General features: G+C 64.3%; 16 protein-coding genes. 6 read left to right on the forward strand and 10 right to left on the reverse strand.

Annotation, left to right across the window (positions count from 1 at the left end; all coding sequences use genetic code 11):
* Positions 1-6: 6 nt before the first annotated feature.
* A complete protein-coding gene (locus IB272_RS04430) occupies positions 7-462 on the forward strand; it encodes a hypothetical protein (RefSeq protein ID WP_051659679.1) in 456 nt (151 codons plus the stop codon).
* A gap of 66 nt (positions 463-528) precedes the next feature.
* Here IB272_RS04430 and IB272_RS04435 read toward each other — a convergent pair whose 3' ends face one another.
* Positions 529-1,515, reverse strand: coding sequence for a Gfo/Idh/MocA family oxidoreductase (locus IB272_RS04435; protein ID WP_029742452.1), 987 nt, complete (start codon positions 1,513-1,515; stop codon positions 529-531).
* A gap of 199 nt (positions 1,516-1,714) precedes the next feature.
* On the opposite strand from IB272_RS04435, the gene IB272_RS04440 reads away from it, so the two are divergent.
* Together IB272_RS04440 and IB272_RS04445 are read left to right on the forward strand one after the other, a co-directional pair.
* Positions 1,715-2,665 (forward strand): aldo/keto reductase, encoded by a 951-nt coding sequence (locus tag IB272_RS04440; protein WP_060580603.1) that lies wholly within the window; start codon positions 1,715-1,717, stop codon positions 2,663-2,665.
* Between the two features lie 19 nt (positions 2,666-2,684).
* Entirely contained in the window at positions 2,685-3,158 is a 474-nt protein-coding gene (locus IB272_RS04445) for a GNAT family N-acetyltransferase (protein ID WP_060580602.1), read from the forward strand.
* On the opposite strand, the gene IB272_RS04450 is transcribed toward IB272_RS04445, so the two are convergent.
* Both IB272_RS04450 and IB272_RS04455 read right to left on the reverse strand, forming a co-directional pair.
* Positions 3,110-3,745 carry a hypothetical protein gene (locus IB272_RS04450; RefSeq protein ID WP_060580601.1) on the reverse strand — a complete coding sequence of 212 codons (636 nt, stop codon included), beginning with the start codon at positions 3,743-3,745 and terminating at the stop codon, positions 3,110-3,112. The genes IB272_RS04445 and IB272_RS04450 overlap by 49 nt on opposite strands.
* An 80-nt stretch (positions 3,746-3,825) precedes the next feature.
* Entirely contained in the window at positions 3,826-4,716 is an 891-nt protein-coding gene (locus tag IB272_RS04455) for a LysR family transcriptional regulator (RefSeq protein ID WP_034804636.1), read from the reverse strand.
* A gap of 248 nt (positions 4,717-4,964) precedes the next feature.
* On the opposite strand from IB272_RS04455, the gene IB272_RS04460 reads away from it, so the two are divergent.
* The 3 genes from IB272_RS04460 (at position 4,965) to IB272_RS04470 (ending at position 6,816) form a co-directional block, all read left to right on the forward strand.
* Positions 4,965-5,960: an aldo/keto reductase gene (locus IB272_RS04460; protein WP_060580600.1), complete on the forward strand. Its 996-nt coding sequence runs from the start codon at positions 4,965-4,967 to the stop codon at positions 5,958-5,960.
* A gap of 98 nt (positions 5,961-6,058) precedes the next feature.
* Positions 6,059-6,421: a nuclear transport factor 2 family protein gene (locus IB272_RS04465; protein ID WP_034804642.1), complete on the forward strand. Its 363-nt coding sequence runs from the start codon at positions 6,059-6,061 to the stop codon at positions 6,419-6,421.
* Positions 6,418-6,816, forward strand: a complete 399-nt coding sequence (locus IB272_RS04470; RefSeq protein WP_060580599.1) for a VOC family protein — start codon at positions 6,418-6,420, stop codon at positions 6,814-6,816. Before IB272_RS04465 ends, IB272_RS04470 begins: the two co-directional genes overlap by 4 nt.
* Positions 6,817-6,877: 61 nt before the next feature.
* Here the strand turns inward: IB272_RS04470 and pheT are convergent, their stop codons facing one another.
* The 7 genes from pheT to IB272_RS04505 all read right to left on the reverse strand — a co-directional run bounded on the left by pheT (position 6,878) and on the right by IB272_RS04505 (position 14,291).
* On the reverse strand, positions 6,878-9,304 hold the full coding sequence (gene pheT / locus IB272_RS04475; protein ID WP_060580598.1) for a phenylalanine--tRNA ligase subunit beta: 2,427 nt from the start codon (positions 9,302-9,304) through the stop codon (positions 6,878-6,880).
* A 33-nt stretch (positions 9,305-9,337) separates the two neighbouring features.
* Positions 9,338-10,420 carry a phenylalanine--tRNA ligase subunit alpha gene (gene pheS, locus IB272_RS04480; RefSeq protein ID WP_029742442.1) on the reverse strand — a complete coding sequence of 361 codons (1,083 nt, stop codon included), beginning with the start codon at positions 10,418-10,420 and terminating at the stop codon, positions 9,338-9,340.
* 52 nt (positions 10,421-10,472) lie between these two features.
* Positions 10,473-11,246: a serine/threonine protein phosphatase gene (locus IB272_RS04485; RefSeq protein WP_192444221.1), complete on the reverse strand. Its 774-nt coding sequence runs from the start codon at positions 11,244-11,246 to the stop codon at positions 10,473-10,475.
* A 145-nt stretch (positions 11,247-11,391) separates the two neighbouring features.
* The gene (gene rplT / locus IB272_RS04490) at positions 11,392-11,796 is read right to left on the reverse strand and encodes a 50S ribosomal protein L20 (protein WP_029742440.1); all 405 of its coding nucleotides are present in this window, start codon (positions 11,794-11,796) and stop codon (positions 11,392-11,394) included.
* 39 nt (positions 11,797-11,835) lie between these two features.
* Positions 11,836-12,039, reverse strand: coding sequence for a 50S ribosomal protein L35 (rpmI, locus tag IB272_RS04495; protein ID WP_025425550.1), 204 nt, complete (start codon positions 12,037-12,039; stop codon positions 11,836-11,838).
* 222 nt (positions 12,040-12,261) lie between these two features.
* Positions 12,262-13,629: a sensor histidine kinase gene (locus tag IB272_RS04500; RefSeq protein WP_060580596.1), complete on the reverse strand. Its 1,368-nt coding sequence runs from the start codon at positions 13,627-13,629 to the stop codon at positions 12,262-12,264.
* Positions 13,626-14,291: a response regulator transcription factor gene (locus IB272_RS04505; protein WP_029742438.1), complete on the reverse strand. Its 666-nt coding sequence runs from the start codon at positions 14,289-14,291 to the stop codon at positions 13,626-13,628. Before IB272_RS04505 ends, IB272_RS04500 begins: the two co-directional genes overlap by 4 nt.
* Positions 14,292-14,293: the final 2 nt, after the last annotated feature.

Below are 14,293 nucleotides of genomic sequence, written 5' to 3' on the forward strand. Positions count from 1 at the left end.
GGTTTGATGACACCGAACCGGCAATCTCCGGTCATCGACAAACCGATGGAGCCGACGATGAACCTCTCGAACCGCAGCCTGCTCAACAAGACCTTCCTTGCCGACGGCGTCTACTCTCTTGCCGTCGGCGCCGTGCTGATCCTTTTTGCCGCCCCGCTTGCTTCGCTCTTCAGCCCCGCCGCGACAGCGCCGATGATGAAGATCCTCGGCGTCGGGTTGGTATTTTGGGGGATCTTCCACCTTGCCGCGGCGCGCAACGGCGGGCCGGTCGCAGCAGCGGCGCGCGTCAGCATCGCTGGCGACATCCTTTGGCAGGTGGCAAGCGTAGCACTGCTGGTCGCGGCTTACCCGTTCCTCACTGTCGCGGGTATCGGCTTCATCGTCATCGGCCTGATCACGGTCGCCGACTTTCTGATCTTCAAGCTGCGCGGCCTTGCGCGGGAACAGGCAGCGATTGCCTGACGGGATGATCGCTGGAGATGAAGAGGAAAGGGCCTGCCGGCAAAACCAGCGGGCCCTTTCCGTTGATCAGATGGTCTCCCAACCGTCCTTGGCGCTGGCGCGGTAGATCGCGTCGATGAATTTCTGATTGAGGCGGGAGTTTTCCAGCGTCACCACTTCCTCGTCCTCGCCCTTGGCCGCGCGGGCGAAAGCCTCCGCCTGGAGCTTGTACTGGCGCGCGTCCTGGAAGCGGAAAAGCTGGGATTGGGCGTGGTTCTGGTTCGTCAACTCCACTTCCTCGCGGCCATAGCGGTCAGCGTTGAAGGGCGACTTCACCTCGATGAAGCCCTTGTCGCCGTGGAAGACCATGACCTGGCGGGCCGCCAACTGGGTGGAGATGTAGAAGCTCAGCTCGAAGTCGCCGAAATCGGCGCGCACGCTCGAATAGATATCCGTGCCGAATTCCGGATCGCGATCGGTGTTTGCCTGGACGCGCACCGGCTCCTTGGCCGTGACGAAGCGGGTGGTGATCGTCGGGTATACGCCGATATCCGGCAGGCCGCCGCCACCGAGCGCCGGGATGTTGCGCATGTTGTTGGGGTCGCGGTTGAAATAGGTGAAGGCGCCCTGGACGTGGCGCAGCCGGCCGATCGCGCCTTCGGCGATCAGGGAGCGGACCTTTCGCCAGACCGGGCTATAGGTGACCATGAAGGCTTCGGCGATTACGACGCCGTTGCGGTCACGTGCGGCGATGAGCTGGTCGATCTCAGAGGCGCGCAGTGCAATCGGCTTTTCGCAAAGCACATGCTTGCCGGCATTGGCGGCCTTGACCGACCATTCCACATGTTGCGCCGTCGGCAGCGGAATGTAGACCGCATCGATGACATCGGAAGCGAGCATCTCTTCGTAGGAACCGAAGGCGTGCGGCGCGGAGAAGCGATCGGCCATTGCCCGGGCCTTGGCGAAGTCGCGGCTGGCGACAGCCGAGACGACGGCGTTTTCCGCATCCTGAATGGCCGGCACGACGAGGTCGCGGCCGATCCTGGCCGTGGACAGAATTCCGAAACGTAACATGACAAGGCTCCCTGATTTGGTGGCAGAGACTAGCGCCGAGGTACGTACCTAGCAAGCGGCAGTGAGCGGTTTGGCGAAGAAGTACGACGTGCAGAAAATTGCCGAAAGGCGGGTGACAATGTCAGCTTTTCTGCCCTATCTTTCCTTCGCAATCCTCCCGATCGCAACATGCCCTCATCCAGTCCAATGGAGCGAAACCATGGAAAAACTGAGACTTGGCCGCACCGACCTGACAATCGCGCCCCTCGTCTTCGGCGGCAATGTCTTCGGCTGGACCGCCGACGAGAAGACCTCTTTCGCGCTGCTCGACGCCTTTTTCGATGCCGGCTTCAATGCCATCGACACCGCCGATGTCTATTCCTCCTGGGCGCCCGGCAATCAGGGCGGCGAGTCCGAAACGATCATCGGCAAGTGGCTGAAACAGTCGGGCCGGTCGCGCGACAAGGCCGTCATCGTCACCAAGGTCGGCTCGGAGCTCGGCCCCGACCGCAAGGGGCTTTCGCGCCGCTGGATCCTGCAGGCGGTCGAAGATTCGCTGAAGCGGCTACAGACCGACCATATCGATCTTTATCTCTCGCACTGGCCAGACCCCGACACGCCTTACCAGGAGACGCTTGCAGCCTACGACCAGCTGCTGTCCGAAGGCAAGGTGCGGGCGATCGGCGCCTCAAACCTGAACTCGCTGCAACTGCGCGAGGCGCTCGACGTGTCCGCCAACCAGGGCCTGCCCCGCTATCAGGTGCTGCAGCCGGAATATAATCTCTACGACCGCGACGCATTCGAAGGACCGCTGCGCGACCTCTGCATCGCCGAGGAGATCGGCGTCATCAGCTATTTCGGGCTGGCGCGGGGCTTCCTTTCGGGGAAATACCGCACCCACAAGGACCTCGAAGGCTCCGTGCGCGGCAGCGGAGTCGAGAAATATCTCGACGGACGCGGCATGCGCATCCTTGGCGTTCTCGACGACATCGCGGCCGACATGGGCGCGACCCAGGCGGAAATCGCGCTCGCCTGGATCCGGACACGCAAGGGCGTCACCGCGCCGATCGCCAGCGCCACCAGCCTTGAGCAATTGCAAAGCCTCATTCGCTCCGCGGAACTCACTTTGTCGGACGAGGCGGTGCAAAAACTCAACGACGTCGGTGAGTGACGGGAGCAAAAACCACACAATGGCATTGACGATACGCGCCGCGACTGGCGGCGACGAGGCGGACTGGCGCCGCCTCTGGGCTGGTTATGTCGCCTTTTCCGGCACCGATCTCGCCGAAGACATCATCGACCTCACCTGGAAGAGGCTTATGGATCCCGCCGCACCGCTCTTTGCGCGGCTGGCGATGCTCGACGGGCAGGTGGTCAGCTTTGCGATCTGCCAGGAGCAGCTCGCCACCTTCTTTCGCCGGCCGATCTGCTACATCGAGGATCTCTATGTCGATCCTGCAGCGCGCGGCCAGGGCGTGGCGCGGGCGATGATCGACGATCTCATTGCGCATTGCCAGGAGAAGGGCTGGGACCGGCTCTACTGGTACACCGAGGCCGACAATGCGACGGCGCGGCGGCTCTATGACCGCTACTCCGGCACGGACGAGCATGTGCGCTACAAGGTGAATATCGGCGCGGCCCTCAAATCCGGAAACCCGGCATAGGCCCCGGCGTGGCGGCCGGCCTGGTTCGCCATGCCGGCCTTGGTCAGGACACCGCGCGGCTCGACGAAGCTCATGATCCGGCGCGCCGGCCGCTCGTGCCACTGGATGTTGAAAGCCCATAGCTTTGGGAAAAAGCAGAGCGAGGCGTAGGGCAGATGGTCGTGGATCCACCAGGCGATCGACTGCCAGCCGCCGATCTCGCCGCGTCGATCCCAGACCCAGGGAATGACGATGCAGGCGGTGGCGCCGATGCACCCGTCGGCATCGCGCATGTCCCAGATGTGGTCGGCGGCAGAGGCCGCATTGGTCGAGCAGTTGAGCCCATTGGCATTGCCGAAGCCGTTGACGGCGCGGTTGCGGTAGCCCGAGCGGATGACGAGGCGGCCGAAGGTCGCTTCCAGCGGTTCCAGCAGTTCCTCGCAGAGACGGCGCCCGGCCTCGATCGCCAGATCCGGATCATCGGGAATGTTCGGGATACGGTAGAAGTCGGCGATTTCCGAATGCAGGAAATCGCGAAAGAAGAAGTTTCGAGAAAGCCGCACCCGGCCGAGATCTTCAAGACCCTTCATCGAACCGGGCTTTTTCATAGGCCTTCCTCTCATCAAGACACGAAACCAATGGCATTCCAGATCCGGGCCCGTCCCGCCACCCGATTTTGCGCCGGCTGCTATCCGCTGTGCCGGAAGAAGTCGATGAAAGCGCGCAGTGCCGGCCGCATCTGCCGGCGGCTCGGATAGTAGAGATAGGGGCCGGCATAGGGCGCGCACCAGTCCTCCATGACGCGCACCAGCTTCCCTTCGGCAATCGCGGTCTCGACCCGTGAGAGGAAGAGATAGGCGAGACCGGCGCCGCCCATTGTCGCCTTGATGATCGGCCGGTCCTCGCCAAGGATCAGCGGTCCCTCGACCGATACCGTCAATTCCTCGCCATGCTTCTCGAATTCCCAGCGATAGAGGGTGCCGTTGGAGAAGCGCCGGCGGATGCAGCGATGCTGCGCGAGGTCGCGCGGGTGCTGCGGCCGGCCATAGCGTTGGAAATATTCGGGAGACGCGACGACGGCGCTTTCCAGCTCCGGGCCGACCTTCACCGCGATCATGTCGGCCTCCAGGCTCTCGCCGAGCCGGATGCCGGCGTCGAAACCTTCTTCGACGATATCGGTGAAGCCGTCCTCGTTGGCGATTTCGAGCACGATCTCGGGATACCGATCCAGGAAGGCGCCCAGGCGCGGCGCCAGGATCAGATCGGCAGCGAACCGCGGTGCGGTGATGCGCAGATTGCCGGCCGGGCGCTCGCGGGCGTCGGCGGCTGCCTCCAGTGCATGGGCGATCTCGTCGAGCGCCGGCGCCAACCGTTCGAGCAGCCGGCGCCCCTCCTCCGTCGGGGCGACGCTGCGGGTGGTGCGGGCAAGCAGACGAATGCCGAGGCTCGCCTCGAGGCTGCCGACGGCGTGGCTGACGGCCGAAGGTGCGACGCCCAGTTCGCGCGCGGCACCACGAAAGCTGCCGTGGGCGGCGACGGCGGCCAATACCGCGAGTTGGGAGAGCTGTGTTCTGTTCATTGATCGAAATAATAGAACAGCCCGTGAGAATTGACAGTGATTTTCAGCCGCCCCATCGAGCCCTATTCTTCACATGTCGCCAGCGTCAGGACGAAGCGAGGAGCTGTCTGGCGATGAGGCAGAGGAACCCGTCGCGCCGCCACAAAAGGGCGTGGGCGGCGGTGCCACCCACCATTTCATGCCTCGGAAGATAGACGTGCGCTCCCAACGCGCTAGCTCCGACGCATGGCAGCCATAAAGGACACGACATGAAGACCCGCAAACTCGGAAGTGAGCTTACCGTCTCCACCATCGGCCTTGGATGCATGGGCATGAGTTTCGCCTATGGCGCTGCGGACGAAGCGGAATCGATCCGCACGCTGCAGCGCGCCGTCGATCTCGGCGTCACCTTCTTCGACACGGCCGAAGTCTATGGTCCCTTCGAGAACGAAAAGCTCGTCGGCAAGGCGCTCGGCCCGGTGCGTGACAAGGTGGTCATCGCCACCAAGTTCGGCTTCCGCATCGAGACCGGCGTGCCGAGCGTCCAGGCGATCAGGGGCGTCGACGGCCGGCCGGAGCATGCGAAGGCGGTAGCGGAAGCCTCGCTCAAGCGGCTCGGCACCGATGTCATCGATCTCTACTACCAGCACCGCGTCGACCCTGACGTACCGATCGAGGACACCGTCGGCGCCATGGCCGAGCTGGTGCGCGAGGGCAAGGTGCGCGCGCTCGGCCTTTCGGAAGCGAGTGCCGCCACCATCCGCCGCGCCCACAAGGTTCATCCGATCGCCGCGGTGCAGAGCGAGTATTCGCTGTGGACGCGCGATCCGGAAGAAGACGTGCTTGCCACTTGCCGCGAACTCGGCATCGGTTTCGTGCCATACAGCCCGCTTGGACGCGGCATGCTGACCGGCGCGATCCGCAAAGCCGAGGATCTGGAAGCCGACGATTTTCGCCGCTCGCTGCCGCGGTTCCAGGCGGAGAACTTCGACGCCAACGTCCGACTGGTCGAGACGCTGCAGGCGCTGGCCGAGGAGAAGGGCGTGACCGCCGCCCAGCTGGCGCTCGCCTGGGTCATCAACCAAGGCGATTTCATCGTGCCGATCCCGGGTGCCCGCAAGCTCGACCATCTGGAGCAGAACGCCGCCGCTGCGGAAATCCGGCTCACGGTCGAAGAAACCACCCGGCTGTCCGACGCACTCTCGCCGAACCTGGTCGCAGGAAAACGCTACACCGACGCCTCGCTGGCACTCACCAATCGTTGAGCCAAAATTTCTCTCCGCTCCCGCAGCGGAGAGAATGCCCATCGAAATTCCCGCTGAACGCACTACCTCTGAGCAACAAGCAACTGGGGAGGAGCGGGATGTCCGACGAGCAGGCGATCAGTGCAGTGGTGCACCTCTATGTGGACGGCATGGCATTTGCCAACGAAGGGGCGCTGCGCAAGGCGTTCCATCCCGATGCGGCGATCATCGGCAACTACCAGGGTGCGCTCGAATGGATGACGCGTGACGGCTTCATCAAGGCGATCCTCGATACCGGTGCGGCACCACCCGGAACACAGCCGGAAATGGACGTGCAGATGATCGACATCACCGGCGACGCCGCCACGGTGAAGGTCATCGACAGCTTCGCCGGAGAGCGCTTCTCCGATTACCTGTCGCTGGTGAAGATCGACGGCCGTTGGCTGATCGTCAACAAGATCTATCACCTGCACGCGCAATGACGGACGGCGGACCCGAGTCCACATCGACCGGCCGGCTGCTCGCCATCGACCATGTGCAGCTTGCGATACCGGACGGCGGCGAAGACTTGGCGCGCGGCTTCTATGGCGGGTTGCTCGGGCTGACGGAGGTCGTCAAGCCCGCCAATCTGCTTGGCCGTGGCGGCTGCTGGTTCGAGCGGGGCAGCATCCGCCTGCACCTCGGCATCGACGAGGATTTCGTGCCCGCGCGCAAGGCCCATCCGGCCTTTTTGGTCGACGATCTCGAGCGGATGATCCTCAGGCTCGAAGCCGGCGGCGTGACGATCGCCGAGGACGAGCCGCTTGCCGGCTACCGCAGATGTTATGTCAACGACCCGTTCGGCAACCGCATCGAGCTGATGCAGCGCGCGCAATAGGCCGCAACGAAAAGGGCCGTTGCGGTGCAGCGGCCCTTCGGTATCCGTTTTGTCGATCGGATCAGGCGCGCAGTACGCCGCCGGTCGTCTTCGTCACATTGGCGACGATCTTGGCGGTGAGCGCCTCGAAATCCTCGTCGGTGAGCGTACGCTCGACCGGCTGGATGGTCACCTCGATGGCGATCGACTTCTTGCCTTCGCCGAGCGACGAACCCTCGAAGACGTCGAAGACGCTGACGCCGGTCACCAGCTTGCGGTCGGCACCCGAAGCGGCGCGCAGGATTGCGCCGGCTTCCACGGCCTTGTCGACAACGAAGGCGAAGTCGCGCTTGACCGCCTGGAACGGCGAGAGATCGAGCGCCGGCTTGGTGCGGGTCGCCTTCTTCTTCGGCTCCGGCATGGCATCGACATAGATCTCGAAGCCGCAGAGTGCGCCGGAGACGTCGAGCGCTTCCAGCGTCTTCGGATGGAACTCGCCGAAGGTGCCGAGAACGATCTTCGGGCCGAGCTTGATCGTGCCGGAGCGGCCCGGATGATACCAAGCGGGACCGCCCGGCTCGAACTGGACGTTGCCCATCGGCACGCCGCAGGCTTCGAGCACGGCAATCGCGTCGGCCTTGGCGTCGAACACGTCGACCGGCTTGCCGCCGCCCTTGGCGGCGTTCGACCAGAGACGACCTGCACCGTTCAAGGAAGCCGTGCCGCGACGAATGCCGCCGGCTACGCGGCGCTGCGCGTCCGCCGTATCGCCTTCATAGGTGCCGGAGACTTCGAAGATCGCGACGTCGCCGAAACCCTTGTCGGCATTGCGCTGGGCAGCCGTCAAAAGGCCCGGCAGCAGCGACGGGCGCATGTCCGACATGTCGGAGGCAATCGGGTTCGCAAGCTTCAGTGCCGGTGCGCCGCCGCCAAAGAGCTTTGCCTGCTCTTCGGAGATGAACGACCAGGTAACGGCTTCGAGCATGCCGCGGCTGGCAAGCGCGCGCTTGGCAAGGCGCGTGCGGATCTGCAGCGTCGTCAGGATCTTGCCGTTGACGGTACCATGGCTCGGCAGCGGGGCAGCAACGATGTTGTCGACGCCGTGGATGCGCATGACCTCTTCGACGAGATCGGCCTTGCCGTCGACATCGGGACGCCAGGAAGGAACCGACACCTTGAAGCGGTCGCCAGAACCTTCCACGCCGAAGCCGAGCTTTTTCAGGATCGAGACGCTTTCCTCGGAGGAAACCTCAAGGCCCGTCAGGCGCTTCACTTCGGAAACCGGGAAGTCGACGATCTTCGGCTCATGGCCGGCATAACCGACCACTTCCGCCTTGGCGGCGGTGCCACCGCAAAGCTCGAGCACCAGTTCGGTGGTGCGCTCGAGACCGGGCACCATATATTCCGGGTCGACGCCACGCTCGAAGCGGTAGCGCGCATCGGTGATGATGCCGAGCGTGCGGCCGGTCTTGGCGATGTTCATCGGGTCCCAGAGAGCCGATTCGATCAGGACGTCGGTGGTGTTCTCGTCGCAGCCGGAATGTTCGCCGCCCATGACGCCGCCGATCGACTCGATCGCCTTTTCGTCGGCGATGACCACGTTGTTGGGACCGAGCTTATATTCGCGCTGGTCAAGCGCCAGCACCGTCTCGCCGTCCTTGGCGCGGCGGACCGTCAGGTTGCCCTCGACCTTGGCGGCGTCGAAGACGTGCATCGGCCGGCCCTGGTCGAAGGTCATGTAGTTGGTGATGTCGACCAGCGCATTGATTGGGCGGAGGCCAATTGCCAGCAGGCGCTGCTGCATCCACTTCGGCGACGGGCCGTTCTTGACGCCGCGCACCAGGCGCAGCGAGAAGCCCGGGCAGAGATGCCTGTCTTCGCCGAGATCGAGCGTCAGCTTGGTGGGCGTGTCGCCTTCCACCTTGAAGGCCGGCGCCTTGCGCGCCTTCAAGGTGCCGAGGCCGGAAGCGGCGAGGTCACGGGCAATGCCGTAGACGCTGGTGCAATCCGGCCGGTTCGGCGTCAGGTTGATCTCGATCATCGGATCGTCGAGGCCGGCATAGGTCGCATAGCTCGTGCCAACGGGTGCGTCGGCCGGAAGGTCGATGATGCCGTTGTGGTCCTCGGAGATCTGCAGTTCCTTTTCCGAGCACATCATGCCGCGGCTTTCGACGCCACGGATGGTGCCGACGGCGAGCGTCACGTCGATGCCGGGAACATAGGTACCGGGGGCTGCAAAGGCGCCGACCAAGCCGGCGCGCGCATTCGGTGCGCCGCAGACGACCTGGATCGGAGCGCCGGCGCCGGTGTCGACCATCAGTACCCGCAGCTTGTCGGCGTTCGGATGCTGCTCGGCCGAAACGACCTTGGCGATGACGAAGGGCTTGAAGGCGGCCTTGTCGTCGACGTCTTCCACTTCGAGCCCGATCATCGTCAGGCGCGCGCAGATGTCTTCCAGCGAAGCGTCGGTTTCAAGGTGGTCCTTGAGCCAGGAAAGCGTGAATTTCATGATTTCACCTGTGTCCTAAATATCTACGCGCGATCAGGCCGAGAGACCGCCGAACAGCGTCGGCATGTCCAGCGGGCGGAAGCCGTAATGGGTCATCCAGCGAACGTCGGCGTTGAAGAAGTCGCGCAGGTCCGGCATGCCGTATTTCAGCATGGCGATGCGATCGAGGCCCATGCCCCAGGCAAAGCCCTGGTACTCGTCCGGATCGAGCCCGCCGGAGCGCAGCACGTTCGGGTGCACCATGCCGCAGCCGAGGATCTCCATCCAGTCGGTGCCTTCGCCGAACTTCACGATCGGGCCGGAGCGGTCGCACTGGATGTCGACCTCGAAGGACGGCTCGGTGAAGGGGAAGAAGGACGGGCGGAAGCGCATCGTCACCTGGTCCACCTCGAAGAAGGCCTTGCAGAATTCTTCCAGCACCCAGCGCATATTGGCGACGTTGGCCGCCTTGTCGATGACCAGGCCTTCGACCTGATGGAACATCGGCGAGTGGGTCGCGTCCGAATCCTGGCGGTAGGTCTTGCCGGGGATGATGATGCGGATCGGCGGCTTCTGCGCTTCCATCGTGCGGATCTGCACCGGCGAGGTGTGCGTGCGCAGCACCTTGCGATCGCCGTTCTCATCCGGGTTGAAGAAGAACGTATCGTGCATCTCGCGGGCCGGATGACCTTCGGGGAAGTTCAGCGCCGTGAAGTTGTAGTAATCGGTCTCGATGTCCGGACCTTCGGCGATCGAGAAGCCCATGTCGCCGAAGATCGCGGTGATCTCGTCGACGATCTGGCTGATCGGGTGGATGCGGCCGCGCTCGGCCGGCGAGGAGCGGACCGGCAGGCTGATATCGACAGTCTCGCGCGCCAGGCGCTCGGCGATCGCCTGGTCCTTCAGCGCCGACTTGCGGGCGGCGATCGCTTCGGCGACCGTGTTCTTCAGCGCGTTGATCTGCGCGCCGCGGGTCTGGCGCTCTTCCGGCGTCATGGTGCCGAGCGTCTTCAGGAGCTCGGAGATCGAGCCCTTCTTGCCGAGCGCGTTGACGCGCACCGCCTCGATCGATCCTTCGTCGCCGGCGGCGTCGATGTCCGCCAGGAGTGTCCGTTCCAGTGTTTCCAGTTCGCTCATTCTGTCCTGCCTCGATGCGGGAATGGGTTCGGTTCTATATCGGTTCTTGTCTTCAGGAATGTGATCGCGTTGCACCCGCCAGATGGTCCGTCGCAGCGATGAAACGGATGATATCGTTGCCCTTGCGGAAGCGCAGGACGAAGCGCGCCAGCGGCAGGAAGCGGATGAAGAGCGGCATGATTTCGGTGAGCGCCCGGCTGGCTTCCGCCGGCGCTACGCGCCTCCAGGCGGCAAAGGCCGCGGCCGGGGTTTCCGGCTGCACGGCCCGGCTCGCCACCTGCAGGAACAGGAGCCAGAGGTCGCGCGCCTGGGCGGTCGCCAGCGGCATGACGCTCGCAGGCACCTCCTCGAAATCGAGGAAGCCGAATTCGCCGTTGTCGATGATGAAATCGCGCGGATGCGGACGTCCGTGGCAGAGACCTGCGCGGTGCAGGCGCCCGAGTTCCGCAGCGCAGCGCACCAGCAGCTGATCGTGCGCGGCGGCGTCGCTGTTGCGCAGCGGCCCCATATGCTTGCTGACCGGCAGACCAAGATGGGAGAGAACCAGCACCTTCGGCCCACGGTAGACGACCTCGGGCGTCATGAAACCGGCCGCGGAGAAGGTCGCGATCTGGCGAACTTCGCGCTCGATCATGCCCTCGATGTCGAGAAGCCGGGACGGCAACAGCACCGGAAGGCCACAAATCCGCGCGACAAAGGCTTGCGTGCGCAGCCAAAGACGAGGGCCCTGACGACGATAGCGCTTGATCCAGACCATACGATCCTTGAGCTCGCAGCGCTCAACGCGCTCCCGGCCGGCTGCAAGCGCTGCCAGCAGAGACGTCATATCGTCGTCATCAAGCTCCGGGACCGCGCATGGTCCCCTTCGATCGTGGTACACTTTCGTCCCGTAAAACAAGAAAAACCCGCGCCAGCCCTGCCAGCGCGGGTTTCCCAACTAATTTCAAAAACGATTTTGGGAAAACGCTGGCTTAACGAACAGCGCTTTCAAACTCGTTTGCCGTGCCGGCTTCCTTGAGATAGGCGAGCGCCTTCTTGGAAGCTTCGACGAGGGCGCCGAATGCTGCCGGCTCATGGATAGCCATGTCGGACAGAACCTTGCGGTCAACTTCGATGCCAGCCTTGTTCAGGCCGTCGATGAAGCGGCCGTAGGTCAGGCCGAATTCGCGGACGGCAGCGTTGATACGCTGGATCCAGAGAGCGCGGAAGTTGCGCTTGTTGACCTTGCGGTCGCGGTAAGCGAACTGCTTCGAACGGTCAACCGCTGCCTTGGCGGCGCGGATAGTGTTCTTGCGACGGCCATAGAAGCCCTTGGCTGCCTTGAGCGTCTTCTTGTGCTTGGCGTGAGCGGTTACGCCGCGTTTTACACGTGCCATGTCATGATCTCCTTAACGTGTCCAATATGCCTGAAAGTCTTAGAGACCGTTGGGCAGGTAGTTCTTGATGACCTTCTTGCCATCAGGCTCCGCGAGAACCATGGTTCCACGTGCGTCGCGGATGAACTTGTTGGAACGCTTGATCATGCCGTGGCGCTTGCCAGCAGCTGCTGCACGAACCTTGCCGGTCGCGGTGATCTTGAACCGCTTCTTGGCAGACGATTTCGTCTTCATCTTGGGCATTTTGCTACTCCATTGTTCTTAAGAATCGAAACGGACAGACGAGGTCCATTTCCAGCGTTAAGAACGGCCACGGCATGCCCTGCCGGACCGTTCGGACGGGGGCTTATAACCGCACATCCCGAAAAGCGCAACTGGGGAATCGAAAGAGCGGGCTGCAAGCGGCGATCCAGTGCCTTCGCCGCCTGCGCATGCCGCCTTTTTTTTGCGACGACGCATTGCGCCTCAGGTCGGATCGCGCGGACGCCGGCTGCCGCCGCCGACGTCGAAGATCAGCGCGACCTCGAGACCGCCCAGGGCCGACTGCCCGAGCGACATGGTCGCGCCATAGGCCTCCGCTATATCGGCGCTGATCGCCAGCCCCAGGCCATTGCCGGAGGCGTGGCCCGGCGCTGCATTGGCACTATGCCCCCCGCGGCGCATCGCCTGCTCGCGGTCGCCCTCGGCAACCCCCGGCCCATCGTCACCGACCGTGATCCGCACGCGCCCGTCGACCACCTCGGCCGATAGCCGGATCCGCGCCCGCGCCCATTTGGCGGCATTGTCGAGCAGATTGCCGAGACATTCAGCAAGGTCGGCCGGGTCGACGTCGAGTGAAATCGACGGATCGATGTCGACCTCCCAGACGACGTCGCGCTCCGCGGTCACGGGACGCAGGACGCTGACCAGCTTGTTGCCGAGATCGGCGAGTAAGGTCGTTGCCATGCGCTCGACGCCCATGCGGGCCGCCTGAAGCTGGCGGTCGGCGCGCTGGCGTACGAGGTCGACCTGTTCGAGCGCGATGTCGCGCTGGTGTTTCGGCAGGCCTTCGGCGAGTTGCGCCAGCACCGTCAGCGGCGTCTTCAGCCCGTGGGCGAGGTCGCTGGCGCGCGCCCGGGCCTGCGCCAGCGCCGTCGCGCGCTCCGCAAGCAGAAGATTGATTTCGCTGACGAGCGGCTGCACCTCACTTGGCCCGGCCAGGCCAAAATCCTTCTCCTCGCCGGACCGGACGCGGGCGGCTCGCTCCCGCAGCCGCACCAGTGGCAGAAGGCCGAGGGCACCCTGCAGGAATGCGGCGCCGGCAAGCACGACGGCCGTCGCCAGCAGCATCAGCCGGATACGGCCGTGAAAGGCGGAAAGAGCGTCATCGAGTTCGCTGCGCGCAAAGCCGGCAGTAACCGCGAACTGCCTGGCATCCGCGCCTTCGCCAAGCGTCAGGGCCTGGCGGTAGACAAGGATCGGCGCGCCATCCGGCCCCTCCGCTTCGAGGAAGCCCAGGTGGTGCGGCGCCGACGGGCGATCGGCATCGATTACCGTGTCCCACAGGGAGCGCGAACGCAGAGGAGTGCCGCCGTCGCGGTCGAGCTGCCAGTAGCGGCCGCCGGCCGGCAGGCTCAGGCGCGGATCGGCCGGCGCGCGCGGCAGCACCAATTCACCGTTGCGCACCCGCACCTGGGCGGCAACCGTATCGACGAGCGTTGCCATTTCGGCGCGGTAGCGCCCGGCAACGTAGTCGGTAAAAAGCCGGCTCAAGGAGAGCCAGACCACCAGCAGAACCAGGCAGATGGCGACCGATGCGCCGATTGCCAGCCTCAGCCGCAACGAGCGGATCATGCGCCACCGTCCGGCAGGACATAGCCAAATCCGCGCCGCGTTTCGATCGCACCGCTCTCCGTCTTTTTGCGCAGACGGGCAATCATCGCTTCCACCGCATTCTTGGCGGCATCGTCGTCGCGGCCCTGAACGTGGCTTGCCAGCTCGAGCGGCGTGACAACCTGCCCCTTGCGCTCCACGAACAGTGCAAGCATGCGGTATTCGAGCGGGCTGAGGTCGAGCGGCAGCCCGTCGAAGGTCACCCGGCGCCCCGCCTCGTCGAGGGTGAAGCGTCCGGCAGCACGCACCGACCCAACACGCGGACCGGCGCGCCGCAGAAGGGCGCGCAGCCGCGCCAGAAGCTCCTCGGCCCGAAAGGGTTTCGGCAGATAGTCGTCCGCCCCGGCATCGAAACCGTCGACGCGCTCCATCCAGGAGCCGCGCGCCGTCAGAACCAGAACCGGCGTCTCCAGCCCCGCCTGCCGCCAACGCTTCAGGATCGACAGCCCGTCCATGCCCGGCAGGCCGAGATCGAGGATGACCAGGGCGTAGTTACCGCTCTCCCCTTGCTCCCAGACATCCGGGCCATGGGTGAGCGTATCGACGCCGTAGCCTTCCGCCTCCAGCCGGCTTGCCACATGGGCCGCGATGTTGGGATCGTCCTCCGCCAGAAGAATCCGCATGT

The sequence above is a fragment of the Ensifer sp. ENS08 genome (assembly GCF_014852195.1).
GTDB classification, from domain to species: domain Bacteria; phylum Pseudomonadota; class Alphaproteobacteria; order Rhizobiales; family Rhizobiaceae; genus Ensifer; species Ensifer adhaerens.

What these genes read in the sequence shown, in the direction of transcription:
- IB272_RS04430 (WP_051659679.1), top strand. Translation starts at nt 7, where the DNA reads ATGACACCGAACCGGCAATCTCCGGTCATCGACAAACCGATGGAGCCG.
- IB272_RS04435 (WP_029742452.1), bottom strand. Translation starts at nt 1,515, where the DNA reads ATGTTACGTTTCGGAATTCTGTCCACGGCCAGGATCGGCCGCGACCTC.
- IB272_RS04440 (WP_060580603.1), top strand. Translation starts at nt 1,715, where the DNA reads ATGGAAAAACTGAGACTTGGCCGCACCGACCTGACAATCGCGCCCCTC.
- IB272_RS04445 (WP_060580602.1), top strand. Translation starts at nt 2,685, where the DNA reads ATGGCATTGACGATACGCGCCGCGACTGGCGGCGACGAGGCGGACTGG.
- IB272_RS04450 (WP_060580601.1), bottom strand. Translation starts at nt 3,745, where the DNA reads ATGAAAAAGCCCGGTTCGATGAAGGGTCTTGAAGATCTCGGCCGGGTG.
- IB272_RS04455 (WP_034804636.1), bottom strand. Translation starts at nt 4,716, where the DNA reads ATGAACAGAACACAGCTCTCCCAACTCGCGGTATTGGCCGCCGTCGCC.
- IB272_RS04460 (WP_060580600.1), top strand. Translation starts at nt 4,965, where the DNA reads ATGAAGACCCGCAAACTCGGAAGTGAGCTTACCGTCTCCACCATCGGC.
- IB272_RS04465 (WP_034804642.1), top strand. Translation starts at nt 6,059, where the DNA reads ATGTCCGACGAGCAGGCGATCAGTGCAGTGGTGCACCTCTATGTGGAC.
- IB272_RS04470 (WP_060580599.1), top strand. Translation starts at nt 6,418, where the DNA reads ATGACGGACGGCGGACCCGAGTCCACATCGACCGGCCGGCTGCTCGCC.
- pheT (WP_060580598.1), bottom strand. Translation starts at nt 9,304, where the DNA reads ATGAAATTCACGCTTTCCTGGCTCAAGGACCACCTTGAAACCGACGCT.
- pheS (WP_029742442.1), bottom strand. Translation starts at nt 10,420, where the DNA reads ATGAGCGAACTGGAAACACTGGAACGGACACTCCTGGCGGACATCGAC.
- IB272_RS04485 (WP_192444221.1), bottom strand. Translation starts at nt 11,246, where the DNA reads ATGACGTCTCTGCTGGCAGCGCTTGCAGCCGGCCGGGAGCGCGTTGAG.
- rplT (WP_029742440.1), bottom strand. Translation starts at nt 11,796, where the DNA reads ATGGCACGTGTAAAACGCGGCGTAACCGCTCACGCCAAGCACAAGAAG.
- rpmI (WP_025425550.1), bottom strand. Translation starts at nt 12,039, where the DNA reads ATGCCCAAGATGAAGACGAAATCGTCTGCCAAGAAGCGGTTCAAGATC.
- IB272_RS04500 (WP_060580596.1), bottom strand. Translation starts at nt 13,629, where the DNA reads ATGATCCGCTCGTTGCGGCTGAGGCTGGCAATCGGCGCATCGGTCGCC.
- IB272_RS04505 (WP_029742438.1), bottom strand. Translation starts at nt 14,291, where the DNA reads ATGCGGATTCTTCTGGCGGAGGACGATCCCAACATCGCGGCCCATGTG.